20 protein-coding genes and 1 pseudogene are annotated in these 26,860 nt (G+C 27.7%); 11 read left to right on the top strand and 10 right to left on the bottom strand.

The window, feature by feature from the left end; genetic code table 11:
* Positions 1-424: 424 nt before the first annotated feature.
* The 3 genes from waaA to M9409_RS02915 all read left to right on the top strand — a co-directional run bounded on the left by waaA (position 425) and on the right by M9409_RS02915 (position 2,678).
* Positions 425-1,699: a lipid IV(A) 3-deoxy-D-manno-octulosonic acid transferase gene (waaA, locus tag M9409_RS02925; RefSeq protein ID WP_250226870.1), complete on the top strand. Its 1,275-nt coding sequence runs from the start codon at positions 425-427 to the stop codon at positions 1,697-1,699.
* A gap of 446 nt (positions 1,700-2,145) precedes the next feature.
* A complete protein-coding gene (locus tag M9409_RS02920; RefSeq protein WP_250226869.1) occupies positions 2,146-2,394 on the top strand; it encodes an adenylyltransferase/cytidyltransferase family protein in 249 nt (82 codons plus the stop codon).
* Entirely contained in the window at positions 2,391-2,678 is a 288-nt protein-coding gene (locus M9409_RS02915; RefSeq protein WP_250226868.1) for a nucleotidyl transferase family protein, read from the top strand. The genes M9409_RS02920 and M9409_RS02915 overlap by 4 nt, the downstream gene beginning before the upstream one ends.
* Positions 2,679-2,868: 190 nt before the next feature.
* Here M9409_RS02915 and rpmG read toward each other — a convergent pair whose 3' ends face one another.
* Together rpmG and rpmB are read right to left on the bottom strand one after the other, a co-directional pair.
* A complete protein-coding gene (rpmG, locus tag M9409_RS02910; RefSeq protein ID WP_250226867.1) occupies positions 2,869-3,036 on the bottom strand; it encodes a 50S ribosomal protein L33 in 168 nt (55 codons plus the stop codon).
* 20 nt (positions 3,037-3,056) lie between these two features.
* On the bottom strand, positions 3,057-3,287 hold the full coding sequence (gene rpmB, locus M9409_RS02905; RefSeq protein WP_250226866.1) for a 50S ribosomal protein L28: 231 nt from the start codon (positions 3,285-3,287) through the stop codon (positions 3,057-3,059).
* Between the two features lie 387 nt (positions 3,288-3,674).
* Here rpmB and coaBC point away from each other — a divergent pair, with 387 nt between their 5' ends.
* From coaBC to yihA, 8 genes and pseudogenes are all read left to right on the top strand, one after another.
* Positions 3,675-4,853, top strand: a complete 1,179-nt coding sequence (coaBC, locus tag M9409_RS02900; protein WP_250226865.1) for a bifunctional phosphopantothenoylcysteine decarboxylase/phosphopantothenate--cysteine ligase CoaBC — start codon at positions 3,675-3,677, stop codon at positions 4,851-4,853.
* A 13-nt stretch (positions 4,854-4,866) separates the two neighbouring features.
* Positions 4,867-5,319, top strand: a complete 453-nt coding sequence (gene dut, locus M9409_RS02895; protein WP_250227211.1) for a dUTP diphosphatase — start codon at positions 4,867-4,869, stop codon at positions 5,317-5,319.
* A 617-nt stretch (positions 5,320-5,936) separates the two neighbouring features.
* A complete protein-coding gene (locus M9409_RS02890) occupies positions 5,937-6,821 on the top strand; it encodes a YicC/YloC family endoribonuclease (RefSeq protein ID WP_250226864.1) in 885 nt (294 codons plus the stop codon).
* 949 nt (positions 6,822-7,770) lie between these two features.
* Positions 7,771-8,211, top strand: a complete 441-nt coding sequence (locus M9409_RS02885; protein WP_250226863.1) for a MarR family winged helix-turn-helix transcriptional regulator — start codon at positions 7,771-7,773, stop codon at positions 8,209-8,211.
* A 321-nt stretch (positions 8,212-8,532) separates the two neighbouring features.
* Positions 8,533-9,174 (top strand): guanylate kinase, encoded by a 642-nt coding sequence (gmk, locus tag M9409_RS02880; protein ID WP_250226862.1) that lies wholly within the window; start codon positions 8,533-8,535, stop codon positions 9,172-9,174.
* A gap of 76 nt (positions 9,175-9,250) precedes the next feature.
* Positions 9,251-9,439, top strand: a pseudogene (rpoZ, locus tag M9409_RS02875) (DNA-directed RNA polymerase subunit omega); the annotation flags it as partial.
* 716 nt (positions 9,440-10,155) lie between these two features.
* The gene (glnA, locus tag M9409_RS02870; protein ID WP_250226861.1) at positions 10,156-11,580 is read left to right on the top strand and encodes a type I glutamate--ammonia ligase; all 1,425 of its coding nucleotides are present in this window, start codon (positions 10,156-10,158) and stop codon (positions 11,578-11,580) included.
* A gap of 225 nt (positions 11,581-11,805) precedes the next feature.
* Entirely contained in the window at positions 11,806-12,405 is a 600-nt protein-coding gene (gene yihA, locus M9409_RS02865; protein ID WP_250226860.1) for a ribosome biogenesis GTP-binding protein YihA/YsxC, read from the top strand.
* Positions 12,406-12,519: 114 nt separating this feature from the next.
* On the opposite strand, the gene polA is transcribed toward yihA, so the two are convergent.
* The 8 genes from polA to metE all read right to left on the bottom strand — a co-directional run bounded on the left by polA (position 12,520) and on the right by metE (position 26,635).
* Entirely contained in the window at positions 12,520-15,330 is a 2,811-nt protein-coding gene (gene polA / locus M9409_RS02860; RefSeq protein ID WP_250226859.1) for a DNA polymerase I, read from the bottom strand.
* Between the two features lie 199 nt (positions 15,331-15,529).
* Entirely contained in the window at positions 15,530-16,159 is a 630-nt protein-coding gene (dsbA, locus tag M9409_RS02855; RefSeq protein ID WP_250226858.1) for a thiol:disulfide interchange protein DsbA, read from the bottom strand.
* 566 nt (positions 16,160-16,725) lie between these two features.
* The gene (gene ubiD / locus M9409_RS02850; protein ID WP_250226857.1) at positions 16,726-18,207 is read right to left on the bottom strand and encodes a 4-hydroxy-3-polyprenylbenzoate decarboxylase; all 1,482 of its coding nucleotides are present in this window, start codon (positions 18,205-18,207) and stop codon (positions 16,726-16,728) included.
* 209 nt (positions 18,208-18,416) lie between these two features.
* Positions 18,417-20,054: a ubiquinone biosynthesis regulatory protein kinase UbiB gene (gene ubiB, locus M9409_RS02845; protein WP_250227210.1), complete on the bottom strand. Its 1,638-nt coding sequence runs from the start codon at positions 20,052-20,054 to the stop codon at positions 18,417-18,419.
* A 584-nt stretch (positions 20,055-20,638) separates the two neighbouring features.
* Complete coding sequence (gene ubiE / locus M9409_RS02840) at positions 20,639-21,397, bottom strand: bifunctional demethylmenaquinone methyltransferase/2-methoxy-6-polyprenyl-1,4-benzoquinol methylase UbiE (protein WP_250226856.1); 759 nt, start codon at positions 21,395-21,397, stop codon at positions 20,639-20,641.
* A gap of 112 nt (positions 21,398-21,509) precedes the next feature.
* Positions 21,510-23,051: a DNA recombination protein RmuC gene (gene rmuC, locus M9409_RS02835; protein ID WP_420022260.1), complete on the bottom strand. Its 1,542-nt coding sequence runs from the start codon at positions 23,049-23,051 to the stop codon at positions 21,510-21,512.
* Positions 23,052-23,318: 267 nt separating this feature from the next.
* Positions 23,319-24,113: a uridine phosphorylase gene (gene udp / locus M9409_RS02830; RefSeq protein ID WP_250226854.1), complete on the bottom strand. Its 795-nt coding sequence runs from the start codon at positions 24,111-24,113 to the stop codon at positions 23,319-23,321.
* Positions 24,114-24,340: 227 nt separating this feature from the next.
* The gene (gene metE, locus M9409_RS02825) at positions 24,341-26,635 is read right to left on the bottom strand and encodes a 5-methyltetrahydropteroyltriglutamate--homocysteine S-methyltransferase (protein WP_250226853.1); all 2,295 of its coding nucleotides are present in this window, start codon (positions 26,633-26,635) and stop codon (positions 24,341-24,343) included.
* Between the last annotated feature and the right edge of the window lie 225 nt (positions 26,636-26,860).

The following is a 26,860-nucleotide window of genomic DNA, read 5'->3' as shown; positions in this document are numbered from 1 at the left end:
TTTTTTAGTTGTACGGAAAATTAATTAGATTTTTTAATTTATATAATTTATTTATTATAAGCATCATGTATAAAATGATGTGGATAATTAAATTTTAATCATTATTAAAAAAATTTATTTGAATGGATAAACAAATATTGAATCAGTAATTAATAATTGTACATATAAAATATAATATTTAGTTCTAAAATATATTTTTAATAATTTATTTTTTTAATATAAAATAAAAAAATATTTCATAAATATAATTAATGAAAATAGTAGTCTATTTGAGATAGTTTTTAAACAAAATTATTTTAAATTTTTAAGAATTAACTATTAAAATATTTAATATAAGACATCAATGATTATTGATATGTAATTAAATACATGTAAAATGCTTAAATTAGTAATTATAAATGTAATAATTAACTTGAGATATTATATGTTTAAACTATATATTGCAATATATAGTATTATTATGTATGTTGCTCAACCTATAATATGGATACGATTATTATGGCGTAGCAGACGATCGCCATCGTATCGTAAACATTGGTTGGAGCGTTATGGATTTTACAAAAAACCTATTCAATCTGATGGTATTATTCTGCATGCTGTGTCTTTAGGAGAAACATTAGCAGCGATCCCTTTGATACGTGCTTTGCAGCAGCGTTATCCAGAAATAGCAATTACATTAACTGCGATGACTCCTACAGGAATAGAATTAGCACGATCTAAGTTTCATCATAACGCACACTGCAGTTATTTACCTTATGATTTACCTGGTGCTATGAAACGATTTATTGATCAAGTTAAGCCCCGATTAGTTATTACCATGGAAACTGAATTATGGCCAAATCTCATTAATATATTATATCAACGTGAGATTCCTTTCATTATTGCTAATGCTCGGTTATCATTTCGTTCTTTTATTAAATATAAAAGATTTAGTCATTTTATTTCACTAATTATGGAACGTATTACGTTAATTGCTGCTCAAAATAAAGAAGATGCTTCTCGATTTCTTAAATTAGGATTAAAAAAAAATCAATTGTTTGTTATGGGTAATCTAAAATGTGATATTGAAATGAATCAGGATTTATTAAACAAAATTTCATTTTTAAAAAAAAATTGGATCAAAAAACGGAAGGTATGGATAGCTAGCAGTACTCATGCAGGAGAGGAGATATTATTGCTGAAAGCGCATAAACATCTTTTGGCAAGGTTTCCTGATTTATTGATGATTCTGGCTCCACGTCATCCAGAGCGTTTTGTTGATGTTAAAAACATTACTGAACAAGCTGGATTTTCTTATATCATGAGAAGTAGTGGGATTATTCCATCTAAAGCGACACAAGTAATTATTAATGATACTATAGGAGAATTAATGTTATTATATGGTGTTTCAGATATAGCGTTTATTGGGGGTAGCTTAGTAAAACATGGAGGACATAATCCGTTGGAGCCAGCGGCACATTCTATTCCATTGATTATGGGGCCATACACTTTTAATTTTAATGATATTTGTGTTAAATTATATAAATCAAATGGATTAATTACAGTAACTGATACGGAATCTTTAGTGAAGGCTATTGCTATGTTACTGGTAAATCAACAATGTCGTTTAAGTTATGGCTGTAGAGCTATGAAAGTACTACAAAATAATCAAGGAGCACTACAACAACTATTGTATTTATTAGACAAAACTATTTATTAGTGCAAAAGATAACCTATTATGCGGTATTTTATAATGGTTATAAATTAGATTATGATAGTTGAGATTTTTAATATTAAAATATTTATGAATGATAGAGCATTATACTCTAACTATGATATGAAATTATACTAAAATATAATAGATAAAAGTATTATTATATATTGCATGGGGTATAGCTGTTATCAATGGATAATTTTAAAAAATATTTTTATTCATAAAAATATAAATTGAGAATAATTTAATTTATAAACGTTGTTATAATTTATTTTTATATCTATTGTATCGATTGTTAACAATTGTTGAATAAGTCATTTTTTTTATTATTCTTATTTGAGAATTATAGTCTACATAGACGAAGTTGAGTTTTCCATGTTTGGTATATAATATGTATACGTATATATATTGTGGTCTTTTTATTGTAATAAAACATAATTATTAATATTCTCATGACAATTCAGGTTATGTATCCAGGGACTTTTGATCCATTAACTTATGGACATTTAGATATAATTATTAGAGCTCATAAAATTTTTGATAAAATATTTTTAGCTGTAGCTGAAAATTCACAAAAACATCCTTTATTTAGTCTTGAAGAACGCGTAATATTTGCGAAGCAGGCGACTGCAATGTTAGATCATGTAACAGTGTTTGGTTTCAATGACCTAACCATAAATGTGATGAAAAAAAAAAAGTGAATATTTTAATTCGTGGTCTCAGAAGTAGATCAGATTTGGAATATGAAATACAACTTGCAAAAATTAATAATTATTTTTCAAATGAAGTAGAGACTATATTTATGGTATCCACAGATATATGGGCGTCACTCTCTTCTAAATTAGTGAAAGAAATTGCTCAATATGGTGGTGAATTAGATCGTTTTATGCCTTCTTTTATTGCTAAGAAGGTTATTGAAAAACTATGTATTACTGAAAAAAAACACAGCAATACTTCTTTCTCTAAAAAAGAGAAAATTGTGTAGGTCTAAAGTTCTATACATGTAATATAATGTGATTTGATTTAACATTTTACTCTATAAATATGCAAAATACAGATAGATGAATATAGCGATATTTTAAATAATAGTTAAACTAAACAACCCTGCACAGCCTCAAAAAACATTGAGGCTGTGCAGGGTTGTTATATATTGTTGAGTTTTGATTTTTATTTATTTAACCATTCTTACCTTCTATGTATTTTACATGTTTTCGCACAACGGGGTCAAATTTTTTTAGTGTCATTTTTTCAGAGTTAGTGCGTTTGTTTTTTGTGGTGCTATAGAAATGTCCATTCTTAGAAGAAGAAAATAACCGGATTATTTCTCGTGTTTCTTTGGCCATTAGATTATTCCTGTTGAATATTATTTATTTTTTGGAATATATTTTAGTAAAAAATGTTCAATCCCAAACTTATCAATTAATCTTATTCCTTTAGCAGATAACCGTAACGCAACGAAACGTTTCTTACTTGCTACCCAAAAACGATGAGAATGAATATTAGGTGAAAACCAACGTTTCGTTGCGTTCATTGCGTGAGATCGTTTATTTCCGTTCATGGGACGTTTTCCTGTAATTTGACACATTCGCGCCATACGTTCTCCTTTTATTTTTGTTACGAATAATTGTTTTAAAGTTAAAATAAAATATTTTTATTTATTCTTATTTTTTGGTTTTTTAGTTTTGATACTGCTTAAGGTACCTAAATTTAGGATTATAAACATAATTATAATTACTTACTTGTTTTATTTTTGCACAATTTAAAATAAGAAAATTAAATAATTTTTAAAAATTATTTATAGCACTAGATATGTTGTAAAATAGTAGATTTATTTATGAAATTTTATTTCATCATTGTCTATATACATTCTCGCATATATCTTAGCTGTTATATATAATAGTTAAGATATATTATATGAAGTTTTTATGTTATATTACAATGTAATTATGAATTTTTTAAGTATTTTATTTTGAAATGTAATATGACGGGATTAATTAACAAACATATCATATTAGGAGTAAGCGGTGGTATCGCGGCATATAAAACTATAGATCTTGTTCGATGTTTAAAAGAACGAGGATCAGAAGTTAAAGTGATTATGACAAAATCTGCAAAAAAATTTGTTACTCCCTTAAGTCTTCAAACAATATCATGTCATCCAGTATTAGACAATCGTTTAACCACTCAAATAGAAACTACAATGCCTCACATAAAATTAGCTAAGTGGGCCGATTTAGTTTTACTAGCTCCGGCCACAGCTAATCTGTTAGCTAGATTATCTGTAGGATTAGCTGATGATTTACTATGTAGTTTATGTTTAGCTACAACGGCTCCTATTGCTGTTGCTCCATCTATGAACCAACAAATGTACAAAGTTATTGCAACTCAAACTAATTTAAACATTCTAAAAAAAAGAGGAGTTTTAATATGGGGCCCAGATTATGGATGTCAAGCTTGTCATGATATTGGGTATGGGCGTATGACAGATCCAAAAATACTTGCTGAATATGTAGAGCATTATTTCTATTGCGATAGTTCTTTGAGTCATCTTAGTATCATGATTACTGCTGGTCCGACTCACGAAGCTTTAGATCCTGTTCGTTTTTTTACTAATTATAGTTCGGGAAAAATGGGATTTGCTATCGCGCAAGCCGCTGCAGATAAGGGAGCGAAAGTTACATTGATTGCAGGTCCAGTAAATCTACGCACCCCTATTCGAGTACATCGTATTAATGTTATCTCTGCATTAGAGATGAAAGAAGCAGTTATGCGAGATATTTGTAATCAACAAATTTTCATTGGTTGTGCAGCGGTGTCAGATTATCGTATTTGTCATGCTTCTCTTAAAAAAATTAAAAAAAATAAAAATACTTTAAAAATAATTATGATTAAAAACCCCGATATTGTAGCGGAAGTAGGGTCTTTAATTGAAAACCGTCCTTATGTCGTGGGTTTTGCTGCTGAAACTAATAATATAAAAAAATATGCTCAAGACAAACGAATTAGTAAACATTTGGATTTAATTTGTGCCAATAATATTTCTCGTATGAACCAAGGATTTAACAGTGATGATAATGCTTTATATTTATTTTGGAATAAAGGAAGTGTTGTATTACCTTTAAGAAAAAAAAAATTATTAGCACAACAACTTATTAATTAAATTATTAATCGTTATAATGAAAATAATTAATGTTAAAATTATTAATGATAAGGTTTATAAGAATTTTTCTTTTCCAAAATACGCTGCATTAGGATCTGCTGGGTTAGATTTATCAGCTTGTTTGGATAAACCGTTGACCATTTGTCCTGGGACAACTCATTTGATTTCTACTGGTATTGCGGTACATATTGCTGATTCAGAAATAGCAGGTGTTATTTTACCTCGTTCAGGTTTAGGCCATAAATGTGGTATTGTTTTGGGAAATTTAGTGGGACTGATTGATTCAGATTATCAAGGAGAATTGATGGTGTCTTTATGGAATCGTGGTTTAAAAAAGTATGTTGTATATCCCGGACAACGAATAGCACAATTAATTTTTATACCAATACTTCCAGTTAAGCTTTCTGTAGTTAAATCGTTTATACCTACCGAACGTGGGTCGAATGGTTTTGGACATTCAATGTAAAATACTGTTAATTATACATAGCAATTTTTGTGTATTGTCATTCAAATAAACAACTTTAATTATTTAATTTATATAGTTATATACATATTAATAGAGTATTTATAGTTATATTATGCTGAATGTTTATAGCAACTTTTATTAATATAAATTTTTAAATAGTCGTTTATTTTTTCAATAATTTTTTACAAGTTCACAAATAGTTTAATGATAAAAGATCATAAAAAAATAAACATAATATACTTTTTATATATGTGTATATATCGTATGCAGATTTTATTTTATATATTTTAAATCCATTGTGTTTAGTATTTATATATATGCTATATTATATAGCAAAATAAATTTTTTGAAAAAAAATTAAGCATTTTAATTGTAGTTTTTTTATTTTTGGATACGAACAATAGTTTTATAAATTAAAGTCCATTATAGTGTTGTAGATACTACTATCTATTCAATTAATTTAATAAAAATTGAATGGGTATTAAATAAATTCTGAAAATTTTTAAAATTACACCGATATATGTGTGTGGAGAGGCTATTCTAATGACAGGATAGATGACAAAATAAAATTATTGTATTTTTTAAATTATACATATTAACAAATTTAGGTGATTATTATGATTCATAGTATGACTGCGTTCTCAAAGAATGAAGAAAAATATACATGGGGTAATGTTACCTGGGAAATTTGTTCTTTAAATCAACGTTATTTAGATATTCATATCGATTTACCTAAATATCTTTATGGTTTGTCATGGGTAATTCGTAAAAATATTAAAGATTCTCTTATTAGAGGGAGAGTAGAATGTGTTTTACATATTCAAATAAATAAGAATTGTGACAGTAATACAGAGACGGTTTCTGTTAATAAACCATTAGTGAACAATCTCGTTTTATATGCAAAATGGATAAAAACATTAACTAATGAAGGGGAAATTAATCCAATAGATATTTTATCTTGGCCAGGAGTAATAACGTATGAAAAAAATAATTTGGATAATATGAAGAATAATGTTCATTCTGAATTATTAATATGTTTTAAAAAAACATTAGATAATTTAATACAAGATAGAAAAAGAGAGGGTGTGTTTTTAAAAAATAAAATTATAGAACGATTACATCTAATGTACTCTGAAGTGAATAAAATTCGCCAGTATATTCCTAATGTATTAGAGTGTAAAAGAAAACAACTCTTGGAATACATGAAAGATGTTTGCGTTTATACTGACCCAGTACGACTGGAGCAGGAGCTATTAATGATAGCTCAAAAGATTGATATTTCAGAAGAAGTAGATCGTCTAACGATTCACATTAAAGAGATGCATCGTATTCTTGATGAAAACGGAGCTGTTGGTAGACGATTAGATTTTGTAATACAAGAACTACATAGGGAGGCTAATACATTAACTTCCAAATCTATCAATTCTTACATTACTCAATTAGCAATCTCCTTAAAAATATTTATTGAACAAATACGAGAACAAACTCAGAACATTGAATGATATAATATATCTTCTTAGATAAGATATCTATCTGCTTTTTAAAATTTTTATATTTAAAATCTGAATTTGTTGTATAACCTTCCAATTTTATAATTCTTAATTATTTTTTATTTTCATCACATGAAATTTAGTCTGATGAATCAATTTGATTAAACATATTAATTGATACTAAAAATATAATGTACTTAAAATTTTAATTTTATGGAGATTCTCTGATCTATAGAGTGGATTCAATTATTAAAAATTTAAATTTTTATAATAATTTTTATACTCAAATTTATTTTATTTAAGTACTACATAAATTTATATAGTTAATATTTTACTATAAAAAAACTGATATATATCCTTTAATATTATTATTTTTAAGAGTGCATGTGAATTAAAAGAAAGAATATATAATTTAATAAAAAATATTATTATAAAATATAAAATAATTTTTTATTTTTATTTGTATAAAAAATAAAAAATTATTTTATATTTTATAATAATATTGTTTTTTTTTGATTTAGATCTGTTTACTTACAGATGTATAAAATTATAAAATTAAAAATAAATCATAAAATATAAAAAAAATTATTTTTTAATAAATCTACAAGAAGTTTTATTTTCCAATAGCCATATTTCAAATTTAAAAAAACTCCGATAAAATAAAAATAGAAAACAAAATAAATTAAATACCAGAATATATATATTCTGAATGAATCATGTTTTCTATTTTTTAATAAAATCAAAATTTTAATTTAGTAAAATTGCAATAAGTTAGGAGGTGTACACTGTAATAGTTAATTAAAAATATAATTGATTATCAGATGTAAATAATTGTCTATAAAGTTTATTATTCTCAGTAAACAATACTTCAAATAATAATTACTGTTTTAGACTATTATTAACTGATACTGCCAAATACAGTCCTATTATCATTATTGATTCAATATAGAGACAAATAATTATGAATAGATCAACAGATATTTCAAACATGGTAGAATCCTTATCTCGTATTTATCACCGTTTACGCAAAGAAATAAATGGTCAATTAATTAATGAAGGTCTTTCAATGTCTAAGATGAAAATTTTACATCTTATTACTACTGGCAAAACCAGCGCAACAGACATAAAAAATTATATGGGATTTTCATCAAGAACTGTAGTAACAGTTCTCGATGCATTAGAAAAAGATGAAATGTTACGGCGACAACAGAGTCTTACAGATCGTAGAGTAAAATACGTTTATATTACAGAAAAAGGACGTGATAAATTACGTGTTGCTGAAGATACACACAATGTTATTTTAGACCGTATATTTTCCCTTTTATCTGATGTACAACTTAAAAGTTTCAAAGAAGTATGTAATTTACTTGAAACACAACAAAAAAATAATGTCACAAAATAACAATACAACATACATATATTATGCTATAAATTTTTATTAATTCAAAGAAGATCCGCGATGAAACTAAATAATTTTCAGTAATTTCATGGTGACAATATATACTTTAGTATAATTAAATTACGAAAATGTTTTGATCAAGGATCTTCTTTTGAGATAATATCAATATATTCATGCAAACAATGGTTTGAAAATGAATGGGAACTAAATTGATATTTAATAAAAATATGTGTACACATATTAATACGATATATATTTATAAATTTTAACTATTTATATAATTAAATATATATATATATATGTATATATATACATGATCATTTTATGACAAAGAATTCAGGAATATTGTGCATCATATCCGCCCCTAGTGGAGCAGGGAAATCTACATTAATTCAAACTGTAATGCAATATAATCGTTTTATTTATCAAACTAAATTATCTATCTCTTATACCACACGTATTCAAAGGCCTGGAGAAATACATGGGAAGGATTATTATTTTGTTTCAAAAAAAATGTTTAAATATATGATTGATAGAAATATGTTTTTTGAATATGCAAAAATTTTTAATTATTATTATGGTACTGCAAAAAGTAATATTGAAATGATGCTAAATACTGGGGTACATATTATACTAAATATTGACTGGAAAGGAGCTCAACAAATTCGAAATAAAATATCAAAAAACATCTATACTATTTTTATTTTACCTCCATCAAAAAAAGAATTGGCACACCGTTTGTATTTGAGAGGACAAGACACAAAGAAAGTGATCGCTATACGTATGAAGCAAGCAATGGATGAAATTAGCCATTTTAAAGAATATGATTATGTCGTTGTAAATGATAATTTTGATGTCGCTTTAATACATTTACAATCAATTATGTTATCTGAACAATTACGAATAGCACATCAAGAAATACGTTATGCAACATTAATAAATAATTTATTATTACCAGATATGTAAAGAATAAAGTAGTATATATACCCAATCAATATTAATTTAAACTAATAAATAAATTTTTAATATGCGGTAAATTAAAATGGCACGTATAACTGTACAGAATGCTGTAGAAAAAGTTGGTAATATATTTGATTTAATATTAGTTGCCGCGCGGCGCGCGCGGCAACTGCAAATTGGTGGAAAAGAAACGTTGATTAAAAAAAATAATAATGATAAGCATACCGTACTTGCGTTAAGGGAAATAGAAGAAGATTTAATTACCAAAAAATGAATATTGACTATGTATACAATTAAAAAATCAATATTATTTTGAGTGATGAAATTGATATTTAAGACAAAAGGAATGTCTAATATGATAATTATAAAAGTCTATCAAAATATAAGATCGTTATGTTGTTCTTATGTAAGTTTGTATTATCGCATGTAGTATATATAATTTTTTTATTTATAAAACAACAGTTATCATTGTTAATATATGTTTAATTCTCTAAAACTATTGTTGATATTGACAATGTTGCTTACAATATAGATGCATTTTTTAAATTTATATGAAAATAAAAATGTATATATATTTGTGTACTTTATAAATATCATGAAGTATATAAATACATAAAAATGATTATAGCATGTTTGGGCTTTAACTGTTTTTTATGTTGAATTATAGAAATGATAAAAATAATTGATAGTCGTTATGCATATAAGTGTGTTTGTTTTTATTATATTAAATTATTTATCAAGATAATAGTAATATAAGAAATCAGTGTTATATCCAACAAATTTTAGGTTTCAATAAAGGATTAACAGATCTGATTCAAATATTTTATGTACTAAAATATGGTATAGTTTGAATATAGATATCTTAATCAAATAAAGTTTTGAAAACTGTTTGATCGCAAGAATCTTATTCACAAGAGTATTGTTAAATGCCTTTATACAAGTAATATTATCATTATCATGTGATCTATAATAGCTGAGAGAATAAATATGAAAAATATTGAAAAAATTTTTTCTGTTATAAATGAGAATCAAATAAAATTTGTCGATTTGCGTTTTACTGATACCAAAGGAAAAGAACAACACATTACTATTCCTACAACACAGGTTAATGATCATTTATTTAATCATGGCAAAATTTTTGATGGGTCTTCTATTAAAGGTTGGAAAGATGTTAATAAATCAGATATGATATTAATGCCTGATCTTGATAGTTTCGTGATAGATCCATTTTATGAAGATGCCACAATAATTATTCGTTGTGATGTAATTGACCCTAATACTATGAAAAATTATGATAGGGATCCACGGTCTATAGCTAAACGGGCGGAAATGTTTTTGTATAATTCTGGTATTGCTGATAACGTTATGTTTGGTCCTGAACCAGAATTTTTTTTATTTGATAGTGTGCGTTTTTCGACAACAATATCAGGATCTTATGTAGTTGTTGACGATCGAGAGTCTTCATGGAACAGTGGTAGGGTTTATAAAGACGGAAATAAAGGTCATCGTCCTAAAATAAGAAGTGGATACGCTCCAGTGCCCCCAATAGATTCCTCTCAAGACTTACGATCTGCTATGTCTTTAACAATGGAAAAAATGGGGTTAATCGTAGAAGCTCATCATCATGAAGTTGCAACATCGGGCCAAAATGAGATAGCAACTCGATTCAACACTCTTACTAAAAAAGCTGATGAAATACAAATATACAAATATGTGGTCCACAATGTTGCTCATAATTCTGGAAAAACCGCAACTTTTATGCCTAAACCTATTATAAATGATAATGGGTCAGGAATGCATTGTCATATATCCTTGCATAAAAAAGATACTAATTTGTTTTCAGGTTTGCAATATGGCAAACTTTCCGATATCGCTTTATTTTATATTGGAGGTATTTTACGTCACGCTAAAGCATTAAATGCTATAACTAATCCAACTACCAATTCGTATAAACGTTTAGTTCCAAATTATGAAGCTCCAGTAATGTTGACTTATTCTGCTGGTAATCGGTCCAGTGCCATTCGTATTCCATCGTTTGTGGAAAAATTAGGAAATGATGCATCATGCCGTGTTGAAGTTCGTTTTCCTGATCCTTCTGCCAATCCTTATCTGGCGTTTTCTGCGTTGCTTATGGCTGGATTAGATGGCATCATGAATAACATCCATCCTGGAGAACCTGTAGATAAAAATTTATATACTGTTTCTAAAAAAGAAGCATTATCTATACCACATGTGGCTTCATCTCTTGATGAAGCACTAAAATATTTATACGAAGATCATATGTTTTTAACCCGAGGGAACGTCTTTACCCAAGATTATATCAATACATATATTTCATTGTGTCAAGAAGACAGTAGACTAGTATCTGCTACACCACATCCTGTAGAATTTGATCTGTATTATAGCGTTTAAAAATTTTTTGTATTATATGTGAAAAAAATAAAAATACAACATTATTTATTGACTATAGATAGTAATTTACAAAAAATTTTATCAAGGAACAAAACAATTATTTTCATATTCATATATAAATTGGTTGTTTGAAGGGTTTATCAAATAAATTTTGTTAATTTATTTGATTTTTGAATGAACAAAATTATATTAATTTAAATAATTCATTTTAATATTTACTGTGTTATGACATATAATTATCGTGTTGCTTATTTTCTAATAAGTGTACCTGCGGTTTATTGTTTACCTAACGAAACAACAAGTATGGAGGTAGCTTTCGTTGGTTATTCTAATAGCGGAAAATCTAGTGCTATTAATGCTTTAACTTATCAAAAAAAATTAACTAAAGTGAGTAAAACACCAGGATGCACACAATTGATTAATTTATTTGAAATTAGTCCGGGTATTCGTCTTATTGATTTTCCTGGTTATGGTTATTCTAAAAAAAGCAAAAAAAGAAGAAACTATTGGCACGATGCTATATGCGAATACTTAAAAAAGAGAGAAAATTTAAGAGGATTAATATTAATAATGGATATTAGGTATCCAATAAAAGATTTAGATCAAAAAACAATTGAAAGTGCGCTTTCCCTAAACGTTCCTATTTTTGCTTTATTAAGCAAATCAGATAAAATTTCTAGAAATATTTTGCAAATTACATATAAAAAAATAAAACAAGATATGCAGATGATATTTGAAACACATATACAGGTTGAACCTTTTTCTGTCGTAAGAAAATATGGAATAAAATCATTGAAAAAAGTCCTCAATAATTGGTTAAAATAGTGTATTTTTTAAAATATAATTTACATAAATAAATTATTATAATGTGATTGTTATGCAACATGTAGTGATATTTATCATTGTATTTTTAATATTAATTTGATGTAAATTTATGTATTAATGTGCTTGCTCCCAATTCTTTCCAACACCAATATCTACTTTTAGTGGTACATCCATAATAAAACATTCTTCCATTAATGTTTTAATTTTTCTTATAACCGGGTCTATAAGATCATGGTGTACTTCGAATACTAATTCATCATGTACTTGCATAATAATCCGTGCTGGAATTTCATTTTTTTGCAACCAATTATCGATGGATATCATTGCTTTTTTAATAATATCAGCGGCGCTCCCTTGCATAGGAGCATTAATTGCTGATCTTTCAGCGCTTTTCTTTTGTGAAATATTAGTGGAATAAATGTCTGGTAAATATAATTTTCGTCCGTCTAATGTAGATACATAACCGTATTTATTAACATGTTCTCGAATATGTTGCATATATTTCATAACACCAGGATAACGATTGAAATAACGATCTACATATTTTTGAGCTTCTTTACATGTTACTGATAATTGACGTGCTAATCCAAATGCGCTCATTCCATAAATCAATCCAAAATTAATAGTTTTAGCTCGTTGTCTTTGTTCATCAGTAACTGAGTGTAATGCAGTAACAAATATTTCAGAAGCTGTTGCAGTATGAATATCTTTTTCAGAAAGAAAATCATTGATTAATTTAGTATCTTGAGAAAGATGCGCCATAATTCTTAATTCTATTTGAGAATAATCTGCTGCTACAATTAAAAAATTTTTAGGAGCAATAAAAGCCTGACGTATTTTTCTTCCATCGTAATTTCTATTTGGAATATTTTGCAAATTAGGACTAGTAGAGGAAAGTCGTCCCGTAGAAGTTCTAGTTTGATTATACGAAGTGTGTACTCTATTTGATTTTTTATTGATCATAGCGATTAGTTTGTTGATATAAGTAGATTGTAATTTAGATAAAGCACGATACTGCAAAATAATTTTTGGAATTGGATATTTTTTTGATAATTTGTTTAATACTTCTTCATTGGTTGAAGGAGCCCCTTTAGGTGTTTTCTTTAAAATTGGTAACTTTTGCTGATTATATAATATTTCTTGCAATTGTTTAGTTGAAGCAAGATTAAAAGGAGTGCCTACTAATTGATATGCTTCTAGCTCTAATGCATGAATTCGCGAATCTAACTCTTCTGAATGTGTATTAAGTAGTTGTTTATCAATCAATACACCATAACTTTCAATGCGGGATAAAATAGATATTAAAGGCATTTCTATTTCTTCAAATATTTTTTTTAGTTTGTCATTTTCCTCTATTTTTGGCCATAAAGTATGGTGTAGATTAAACAAGGATTTGATGAATTTTGAGGCATATAGCGACTGTAATTGTATATTTTGAAGATCTGAAATTATATTTTTTTTATTATAATTTTCATAATTTTTTTTAAAATTTGTAACAGCATCAAATGTATCCTTATCTAAAAATTTTTTTATATCGTGATAATTAGAAGTACCATACAGTGTATATAATTCTAATATAACATCAAATTCCATACCAACTAAATTTATATTATAACGTTTAAAAACAGAGTAGCTAAATTTTAGATGTTGGCTAACTTTTTTTATTTTTTCATTTTCTAAAATTGGTTGTAGAATTGATAATATTTCCTCAAGATATAAAAAATTCTGATGATTATTAATTGAATCAGTTTTTATAGGGATATACGCGTTTTCTTTAGTATCTATAGATAAACATATACTTATGATATTAGCTGTAGAAACATGAAATATATCTGTATGTATACTAAATATGAAAAATTTGGATGTGTTAATTTTTTCAACCCAATGATACAACATTTCAATATTGTGTATTATTTTGATAGTTTTTTGTTCTTTGGAATAATTTAATAATAAATTATTTTTTTGAGAGAACAGTGTATTATTGGATTGTCGGTGTGATGGGGTATTTTTAAAATGGTGATATTTATCCAGCCATGTTCCTGATTGTAAATCTATTAACCAATTTGTAAATTCATACTGTGTGAATAAAGATGACAAAGTGTTCATATTTATCCGTTGTATTAACAGTTGATAATCAGATATATTTAAAGATAGATTCGTTTGAATAGTTGTTAACCTATAAGAAAGAAATGCTACTTCTTTGTTGATTTGCAATGTTTTTTGTATTGCTTTAGCACCACGTAGACCTAAATTTAATATATCAAATTTATCTAGATGATCGTATAATTTTTTTAAGTTACCTATTTTATTTAATAAAATCTGAGCAGTTTTTTTTCCTATTCCAGGAACTCCAGGAATATTATCAGATCGATCTCCTATTAATGCTAAATAATCGGCTATTAAAGTTGGTGGTACCCCAAACTGTTTTTCTATTTCTTTAGGAGTGAGAATAATATTCGACATGGTATTTATGAGAGTTATTTGAGAGGATACTATCTGAGCCATATCTTTATCTCCTGTACTAATTAATACAGAATTTCCTGATCGCGCGCAAGATACAGCTAATGTACCTATTACATCATCTGCTTCTACATCAGGCACTCTCAGAATTGGTAACCCCATCGCTTGTATTATTTCACATAATGGATCAATTTGAGTATATAAATTTTTAGGGGTTTTAATACGATTAGCTTTATATTGTTCAAATAAATTATTACGAAAGGTTTTTCCTATTGTGTCAAAAACAACTACCATGTGAGTAGGTTGATATCGTATCAATAGACTTTTTATCATGTTGATTACCCCGTATATTACCCACACTGGGGTTCCAGAGCTAGTGATTAATGGGGGAAATGCATGATATGCACGGTGTATATAACAAGATCCATCCACTAGAATTATCGGACTATTTATGATTGTAGCCATAATAATGTTTGTATACGACTTAATTTTACAGAAAAATAAAGAGAATATTAGATTGTTACTTAGTAAAACTATTAACTGTAAGGTTATTATAAACAACAAAATAATAAAATCAATGAAGTCATTTTTCGAAATAACTTTAATACAAATAAAATACTTATTTATATATGTTAGCGTAATGATGATGTGCAATATATAAGGATTATGTTTTATCTATAAGTAAATTTAGCAACTCACAAAATTGTTTTATATAAGCATTAACGGATGATATGTCTAATTTCTCGTTTTTTATCATATATTTACCATTAATGAATATTGATGGTACTCCTTTTAAACGAAAATTTATTGCTGCTTGTTCTTGATCCAAAATTAAAGATTTTACTAATACACTATCCCAAGCGATATCAAATTCTTCTTCTTTGACACCAGATTTAATGAATATTGCACGAATATCCTCTACAGTGCGAATAGATTGTTGTTTTTGTATTGCTGTAAATAATATAGGGCTGATTTTATTTTCTATTCTTAATGCTATTGCTACAGCCCAAGCATGTGTTAATTGCTTTCCTAAGTTACCTAAAAAATTTACATGATATTTATAAAAATTTACATTTTTAGGTAATGTTTGTTTTATATTATTGGAAATATGATAAATTTGTTCGAATTGATAGCAATGTGGGCAGTAAAAAGAAAAAAATTCTAATAATTGCGGTGCATTGTGAATAGGTTTATTTAGTCGAACATATTGCCTGCCTTCTGTAATTGAAGAGGCAATGCTTTTGAATGAAAATATCAAATAAATTACTATCAAAATGAGATGCAATTTTTTCATACCCCCTCCTAATAAGTATATGAATATTTCATATAAAAATATAAATATTGTAATATTATGATTAGAATACTATTTTAATTTATTTAATATTTAAATTAATTTAATTATTGATGTTGGTTTTGTGTATAATACATTTATTTGTAGTATTGTATGAGAGTTTATGTGACTGTTGCATGAACTAAATATAGACAGTAAATTATATTTGTATTTGTTTGAATATGATTGTTAAAAATCATTTTATTGTCGAGATAGAATGTAATATTCGCAAATGGATTATTTTATATAATAATTTTAATTAAAATTTATTATCTATGTGTATGCATACATGGATATTTTCGTAGTTACAAAGTACATAATTACAAACCTATTCATAATATTATACTTGGAACTTCAGAGCAATGATTATATGTTATGATGAATGGAGAGCTTATATAAATTTATTTTAATATAGCAATACATATGTATATGCGATGATTTATTCATATAAATTGCAGTATATCTTTTATTTGTATCGCTAAATATTTATAAATATTGCTATGTATTTAATTTGGTGTATTTGAACTGTATTATTTTTTATTATAAAGTAGTATGTCTAATTTGTCCCAAATACTATCAATATAATGTCGCACTGTATCCTTCATTTGAATAGGAATACCCCATTCTCTTTCAGTTTCTCCTGACCATTTATTTGTTGCATCAATACCTATTTTAGAGCCTAAACCAGAAATTGGGCTAGAAAAATCAAGATAATCAATTGGAGTATTTTTTACTATTATGGTATCTCGATCAGGATCCATTCGTGTGGTTATCGCCCATACTACATCATTCCAATCTCGAGCATTAATATCGTCGTCACATATAATAATAAATTTAGTATACATAAATTGTTTCAAAAAGGACCATATTCCGAAAATTATACGTTTAGCGTGTCCAATATATTGTTTTTTTATAGTCACAATAGCTAATCTATATGAGCAACCTTCAGGAGGTAAATAAAAATCTATAATCTCCGGGAATTGTTTTTGTAAAATGGGGATAAATACTTCATTCATCGCCATTCCAAGAATTGCAGGTTCATCTGGTGGTCGCCCAGTATACGTAGAATGATAAATTGGGTTGTTCCGTTGGGTAATATGGGTAATAGTACATACTGGAAATTTATTAGTAGTGTTATAATATCCTGTATGATCTCCAAAAGGACCTTCCATTGCCATTTCATCTCGTTCTAAATATCCTTCTAATATAATTTCAGAATTAGCTGGAACATCTAAGTCGCATGAAATGCATTTGATCACTTCAGTTCTACAACCTCTTAGTAAACCAGAAAAAGCATATTCTGATAACGTATCGGGAATAGGAACTACTGCTCCTATCAAAGTAGCTGGATCAGCTCCTAATGCTATAGTGATTGGAAATCTTTTTTCTGAAGTATTTTTATGCCATTCTTGAAAATCTAATGCGCCACCACGATGAGATAACCATCTTATAATGATTTTGTTTTTAGATAGTACTTGTTGACGATAAATTCCAAGGTTTTGTCGTTTACTTTTTAGACCACGGGTGATCGTGATACCCCAAGTAATTACAGGGGATATATCTTGAGGCCAACAACGCATTATTGGCATATGTGTGATATCTACATCTTGGTTGCACCAAACATTTTCTTGGCACGGAGCTGTACTGACACGCTTAATGGGCATATGTAGGATATGACGAAAATGAGGTATTTTAGAAAAAAAATCATGCATTCCTGTCGGTAATTCAGGTGCTCTTAAAAATGCAAGTAATTTTCCAACATCACGTAAAGATAAAATGTTTTCTTTTCCCATCCCTAAGGCTATCCTGTTAGGGGTGCCAAATAAATTACAAAGAACAGGTATTGCATATCCTTTAGGATTTTCAAAAAAGAGCGCTGGACCTCCAGATTTAATAGTACGATCAGCAATTTCTGTTATTTCTAAATCAGGACTAATAGGAAATTTAATTCTTTTTAACTCTCCTCTATGTTCTAAGATTGTTATAAAATCACGTAAATCTTTATATTTCATAGTTTTTTAATAATCATTAAATATTGTTGCAATTAATAATATTGAAAATATTGCATGATGTCATTAAATATAGTTTTAAATTTATGATTGAAATTAGCTATATTTTTCTATTTTAACATTTATTTAAAATAAGATATTTATTTGCATGTTCACATGAACTTGTATTAGAAAATACAATTCAATAAAACAGTAACAGTATTATTGTGGATTTAAATAATGCGTTTCCAACCTATTATCCAAATAAAGATGCCAACTGAAAATAAAAAAATAGAAAAAATTTTTAAGTATTTATCTTGTATGTATAAGAAAATACTGCTAGTAATTAACATTGCGCCAACACCGAATAAAAATAATGCTTGACCGTGATTAGTTCGCTGAATGCTTAATTCTCTTATTAATGTTTCTATTTTTTCTTGTAAGATATAAGAACGTTTAAATTCATTAGATAACAATGTAGGTAATTCCGGTATTTTATCTATCCAATAAGGTATCTTGTCTTTTAAAGTACATACTGTTTTTGATAATTTTAATTGGTCCCGCATCCACTTTTTTAAAAAAGGTTGAGCAGATGTCCAAAGATTCAGATTTGGATATAGTTGTCTAACTATTCCTTCGATATATAATAAAGTTTTTTGTAATAAAATTAATTGAGGTTGTATTTCCATATTAAAATGTCGTGCGGTATTAAATAAGTACAACAATATTTTACTAAAAGGAATTTTTTCTAATGGTTGTTCAAAAATTGGTTCGAATACTGTTCTCATGGCGCATTCAAAATCTTCAATTTTGGTATCAACGGGTATCCAACCTGAATCAAGATGTAATTCAGCTATTTTACGATAATCACGATTAAAAAATGCTATAAAATTTGCTGCTAAATAGTATTTATCTTTTTTATTTAAAGACCCAATAATCCCACAGTCAACACTAATATATTTTGGATTTCCTGGATGTTTATAACTAATAAAGATATTACCAGGATGCATATCTCCGTGAAAAAAACCATCTCGAAATACTTGAGTAAAAAATACTTCTATTCCGCGTTCCGCTAATAATTTCATATTAGTTTTTTGTTTTTTTAACGCAACCAAATCATATACAGGTATACCATAAATACGCTCCATAACCATAACATTTTCATTACAAAAATCTACATATACTTTGGGTATATATAATATTTGACTTTTTTTAAAATTTCTTCTTAATTGAATAGTATTAGCTGTTTCTTTTAGTAAGTTCAGTTCGTTAAACAGAGTTTTTTCGTATTCTGCAACAACTTCTGAAAATTTAAATTTACGTCCTTCTGGTAGAAATTTATAAATCCATTTGGACAATCTATACATTAAGCATATATCTACTTTAATAATAGGTAAAAGACCTGGTCGAATAATTTTAATTACTATATCTTTATTGTTTTTTTTTAATCTGGCAGAATGTACTTGTGCAATAGATGCAGATGCCAATGGTATCTCTTGAAAATCTTTAAACCATGTTTCCAATGAATTTCCAATAGATTGTTCTATATACCTTTTAGCAATAATTCCGTCGAAAGGAGCCACACGATCTTGTAATATTGATAGTTGGTCTGCAACGGCATCTGAAAAGATATCTCGTCGAGTGGAAAGCATTTGACCAAATTTGATCCATATTGGACCTAACTCTTGTAATGCTAAACGCAATCTTTCCCCTAAAGTCAGTTGGGAATGTTTATTTAAAGAGTGCAAAAGAAATCTATTACCTATTCTTAATGGAAAAATTAGTCGATGAGTGGGAACGAAATCACTCAATCCATAATTTAATATTGTTTTTATTATGGAAAAAAGTCGATATAGTTCATCAAAAAACATCAGATTTCCTATAATTTGTTTGAAATGATTAAGCATATCTCTTTATGAGGGTTACTTTCGGTTCAATAAATTTACCTCGTGTTCCTACACTACTATCAAATATAGTTATATTGAAAATATTTTTAATTAATATTTATTTTTAATAGAAGCTTATGAGTATTGAATGCCAATTTAATTTGTCTTATGAAATATCAGTTTGATGTACATACAATGAATATTAGTAATGTTTAAACTAAATATTAGGTACTCCTATTTAATTAAATTTCGTATTTATTTATTTATTATTATTATTACACATCCTATTATAGATCTCATTTAATTTTAATATGAATATATTTTTCATGCACTGTATTGTAGGGTGTGTATTCATACGGTAATGGTATCACTGTTTTTATATGTTATTGTTATAAACATAAAGATACAAATAATTTGTTTTTTATTAATATATAAAACAATTGGATATTATAGGTTTGTGAACTCGATATGAAATACTTTTGTAAGATTCGAATAAATATTCATTGTTTTAATAGTATAAACGAATAGCAATATTATTGATCTTCATAACTTACTTAATATAAATCATTTTAACATTTATAAGCGTAATGTAATACAGCAATTCCGAAAGTCATGTTGAAATATTCGACATTTTTGAATCCTGCTTTTATTATCATATTTTTTAAAGTTTCTTGATCTGGATGCATACGAATAGATTCTACAAGATAACGATAGCTATTAATATCTTGAGTTACACATTCACCTATTTTTGGTAAAATATGAAATGAATATAAATCATATATTTTATTTAATATTTTAAACACGGGTACCCCAAAATCTAAAATTAATAATTTTCCTTTAGGTTTTAGTACTCTATGTATTGAAAATAATGCTTGCTCTTTATTTGTAAAATTACGTAATCCAAAAGAAACAGCAACACAATCAAAAGTATTTTCAGAAAAAGGCAGAGATTCAGCATCAGCTTGAATGTATAACACATTATTTAGTATGCCTAAATTGCGTAGTTTCTTTTGTCCTATATGTAGCATGGAAGAATTGATATCTGCTAATACTACTATTCCTGTGTTACCTACTAATCTGGAAAATGGAATACTTAAATCTCCAGTACCTCCAGCTAGATCCAGTACATTGCATCCAACATATACTTCACTGTGATAAATCACAAATTGTTTCCATATTCTATGTATCCCAAATGACATTAAATCATTCATTAAATCATATTGCGATGCTACAGTGTGGAATATATTAGACACTAATGATGCTTTCTTATTTTTGTAAACGTTTTTAAAACCAAAATGAGTTATGTCTTTTTCATATTTATTATTCATATTCGTTTATATATCGTAATATTTACCAACTACATTTCTATTTATCAAAAATATTGATTTCACTAAAATAGCATTATAGTTTTATCAAGTCACATATGTAAATATGCTTGTTTCAAGGATTTGATAAAGATTTATGAGATGTATTTTTAGTGAGATTATCTTCAAAATTGGATGGATCAGAAGAATTATTTTGTTTATCACATAAAAATATGTCATGTGACGACATCACATTAGCAACAATTGGTTGTTTTATTTGTACTCCAAGTGCTCGAAAACCTTCTGCTTGGCTTATAATGTTACCTTTTCCTTCAGAAAATTTATTTTTTGCTGCGCTATAAATAACTTCTGCTTTATTCAGATAGAGGCCAATTTTATTCAAGTCATCCATAAACAACCGTAGTTTATCGTACAATCGTCCTGCTTTATCAGCAATTTTTTTAGCGTGACAATTTTGATATTCATAACGCCATAAATTATTTATGGTGCGCAAAGCTATTAATAGTGTTGTAGGGCTGATTAACATAATATTATATCGCATAGCATCTGTTAATAATGATGCTTCTTTTTTGATGGCTAGCATGAAAGCTGATTCAATAGGAACAAACTTCAAAATATAATCTAATGTGTTTAATCCAAATAATTTTTGATAATCTTTTTTACTTAATAATTTTATATGAGCACGTAATGAATTTACGTGCTCAATAATAGCTGATCGTTGATCTTTTTCGTTATCGCTATTGAAATAACGTTCATAAGCTACTAGGTATACTTTAGAATCAATTATTACATCTTTACCATGGGGTAAATGTATAATCACATCAGGTTGTAATTTGTTTCCATCAGTTTGTTTTATGCTGACTTGTACATGAAATTCATGACCTTCACGCATACCAGATGCTTCTAATGCGCGAGTTAAAATTATTTCTCCCCAACTTCCTTGTGTTTTATTGTTTCCTTTCAATGCTTGTGTTAGATTGATAGTTTCTTGAGTAATTTTCGTGTTTAATTGATGTAAATTATGAATTTCATATGTCAGAGCATGTCTCGATTGCTCCTCTTTTGAGAAATTGTTTTCTATTTGACTTTTAAATCCTTCTAGTTGTTCTCGCAATGGATATAATGTTTTTTCAAGAGTTATTCGATTTTGCTTATCTATTTTATATCCGCTTTGATCAAAGATACGATTTGCTAAATTTTCAAATTGCATAGTTAATCGGTTTTCATTATCGATAAATAATTTTTGTTTTTCTTCTGTTGCTAATTTATGTTCTTCTAACCGAATGTTTAATTCCTGTAGTTTTAATTCTTGAGCATGATTTAAATTTAATTGCATATGTAATTCGTGATTTAGTTTTTCACATTTTTGATGATAATGATCTAATAATTTCAAACGTTCTTCGGCGGTAGATAATTTACCATGTAGTTCATATACTATTTGTGATTCTTTTTGCAATTTCTGTTCTATATTATAACGTGAAGCAGACTCATTTTTTAAATTTTGTGTCATGACAGATAAGGCGTTCTTATGAGCTGCGTAGTCATTATGGTATTTTTTAATGTAACTTTTTCTTATAATCTGAAAAAATATTCCAGATATTAAGAAACCTATGAACATGCTAATTATGTTATATAAGTGAAATGAGGTAATTGGCATATATTCTCTGTTATAAAATATATTGATACATAATCTTATAGTAATTATGCATTATTATTGATATGCAATATATCAATAATCTAGGAATACAACTAGACGACATAAGGTTTATATTATGTTTTAAACAACATATTTTCTTAGATAATACAACATATTAAATTTTATTTAAGATTCTTTGATTTTAAAGAAAATATGTTGTTCAAAAATTTTTCAAGTTATGAAATATATTTTGAATGAATTAAAAGATCTCAAAAGTGACAATTAATATTATTTTAAATAATTATGTAAAGTATTGTTTTTATTCATAAGAATATGAGCACCTTCTATTACAACTTTAATTGCCATGTATTCAGTATGGTGTATCAAATCAATGTTTGGAGTTTCTTTTTGTGTACGGTTTACAATAACACCTGTAACCACTCCTGCCCGTAATCCTTGAGCTAAACACATAGTTAGTAGTGTTGCAGATTCCATTTCGTAACTTATAACTCCCAGGTTTTTCCATTCTTCCATGGATCCGCGCAATTTTTGAATAACTCGTCCAGAATATGTATCCTCTCTTTCTTGTCCAGGATAAAATGTATCTGAAGATACGGTTACACCAAAATGTGATTTAATCCCAATGTTTTTAGCTGCTTTAATTAAAGCCATAGTACACGATAAATCTGCTACTGCTGGAAATTCTAATGGAGCAAAATGTTGACTTGCTCCATCACAGCGAACGGCTGCAGTGGTAATTAATATATCGCCTATTTTTATGTGTTTTTGAATAGCTCCTGCAGTACCTACACGTAAGAATGTGCGTATGCCTAATTGGGATAATTCTTCCACTGCAATGGAAGTAGATGGACCACCTATACCTGTAGAACAAACAATGATTGTATCTCCGTTAATTTTTGAAGACCAAGTAGTAAATTCTCGATGACTAGAAATATATTTTGATTCGTCCATTAAAGAAGCGATTTTTTTTACTCTATTAGGATCGCCTGGAAGAATAGCTAAAGTCGCTCCTTGAAGGTCCCTGATCTTTAAACCTAAGTGAAATGTATTAATTATAGTCATAATAAATCTAATTGCGTGATTTTTTAAGAGCTATTGTCAAGTATTTAAAATTAGTGGAATATTTTTCCAAATTTTTATTTTATAAATTAAATAATATTAATTGTAACTTATCTAATAATCGTTCTTTAAATAGATAATTTCAATGACCATGATTTCACTAGTAAAAATGGTAATTTTTATCTGGATATTAATTGTATACAATCAATGAATAAGATTATTGCGATAATTTATGGTAAATATGATTGTTTGCGTAATAATTTAGCCGCAGACACCATATTACTCAATGATTGTTTAGTTTCAGGCCATGATCTCGTCTTTAACCCGCAATCAGGATTAATCCATAAACGTTGTTTTGGGATATATTTTAACAATTGATTAATTTTTGTGATAAGCTCGTTTTGAGTTGGTGCATTTGGAGAATGAATATCGTATATTCCTGGTCCAATTTCGTTTAAATTCTTGGTTACATATTGTATAGATTGTAACATTTTTTCGTCTGACCTAGATGCTTCTATGCTGATTACATCTGCATCTAATGCTAGGATACTATCCATGATATCACTAAATTCAGAATAACACATATGAGTATGAATCTGAGTTTCATCTTTCACCGACGATACAGTTATCCTAAAGACATCAATTGCCCATTCTAAATATTTTTTTTGATCAGAATGTTTTAAAGGTAATCCTTCTCGTAAGGCTGGCTCATCAATTTGTATGATTCCAATGCCAAATTTTTCTAAGTCGATTACTTCATCGCGTATCGATAATGCTAATTGTAGTGCTATTGTTTTTCGTTGTATATCTTCGCGTGGGAATGACCAATACATTATAGTGACAGGCCCAGTTAATATACCTTTTATTGGTTTTTTAGTCAATGACTGAGCGTAATTGATCCATTCTGTAGTAATGGGTTTTGAGCGACTAATATCTCCAATAATTACTGGAGGTTTTACGCAACGTGAACCATAACTTTGTACCCATCCATTTTGAGTAAATATAAATCCATTTAAATTTTCTCCAAAATATTCTACCATGTCATTTCGTTCTGGTTCTCCATGCACTAAAACGTCTAAACCTAATTTTTCTTGTTCTATAATAATTTCTTTAATATAATTCTTGATATTAAGATGATAATCTTCTTTATTGATTTGATTATTTTTGAAACGAAAACGAAGTTTACGAATTTCTTTAGTTTGAGGAAACGAACCGATAGTAGTTGTTGGAAGCAATGGTAAATTAAGCTTCTTATGCTGTAATGTAACTCGTGTTGCGTATGGAGCACATCTAGAATGTGCAATTTCATTGATATCTTCGAGACGTTTTTTAACTTGTATATTATAAATTGCACTGGAATCAGATCTCAAATTATTGGACACGTAATATTCACTAAGTATATCTTCGTGTGTCGAGTCGTCTGCGTATTTAGCGTTCAAAGCAGTGCATAACATTTTTATTTCGCAACATTTTTGTACTGCAAAGGCAAACCATTCTTTAATGTGTTTTTTTAGTTTTGTCTCTATATTTAGATCGATAGGACTATGTAAAAAAGAACAGGAAGAACCTATCCATAATTTACGCTCTCCCACTAAAGGGGATAATTTTTTAAACCAGTTATGTAAATTAGTTTTCCATATATTACGTCCGTTAATTACTCCTGCTGATAGTACCCAATGTTTTGGTAATTGTGCATGAAGTAAAGGTATGTTATCAGAGTTGGAAACTAGGTCTGCATGTAGACCATCTATTTTTAATTGTGTAATAATATCTAATTGATGATATATATTATCAAAGTAAGTAGTTAACAGCAATTTAACTGTACCATGAAGTTGTTCATATGTGCTTAGATATGCTTCTAGCCATTGGAACGGTAGCTCTAAAACTAATATGGGTTCATCAATTTGTACCCAATCAATATTTTTTGATGATAATATATCTAATATTTCTTGATATACTGATAATAAATTAGGTAATAGTGATAATCGATCAAATTTTTTTCCTTTTACTTTTCCTAACCAAAGATAACTAATTGGGCCAAGTAGTATTGGTTTTACTGTATATTTTAGAGACAAAGCTTCATCTATTTCATCGAATAATTGCATCCAATTCAATCTAAATTCTTGAGTGTGAACAAATTCGGGTACTATATAATGATAATTTGTATTGAACCATTTTTTCATTTCTGCAGGCGGTATTAGTTTTTTGTTGAAAGAATATCCTCGACTTATTCTAAATAATGTTGTTAAATTATCATTTTCTTGATCAGTTCGGTGTCTATTTGGAATATTATTGAGCATCATGCTAGTAGTCAAAACATGATCATACCATGCAAAATCGCCTACTGGGATCCAATCGATACCGGAATCTTTCTGTTGTTTCCAATGACGTCTGCGTAATGTACGACCTATTTCTAGTAATTTATTTTCTTTTATCTTCCCATTCCAATAGTATTCTAGAGCATACTTTAGTTCTCTATGTAATCCAATACGGGGAAATCCCAATGTATGACCGATAATTGTCATAATTTACTCCATGATCATATTTGATTATATGAGGTGTTCATAAAAATGTAGAGTAGAAAATATTTAAAAAAAGCGTCAGGTGCTAATAATCAATCTGGATATTGAAAAATAAATTTACAGTTGATTCTGTATTATATAGTTATATGATTACTTTATAAACTTAATATACACAACATTGCAATTATTAATTATCGCGAATTATATCAAATAATTTAGCTTATAGTC

This window comes from Blochmannia endosymbiont of Camponotus sp. C-046 (assembly GCF_023585865.1).
Taxonomy (GTDB): domain Bacteria; phylum Pseudomonadota; class Gammaproteobacteria; order Enterobacterales; family Enterobacteriaceae; genus Blochmanniella.
This window is presented reverse-complemented; position numbering and strand designations above follow the sequence as displayed.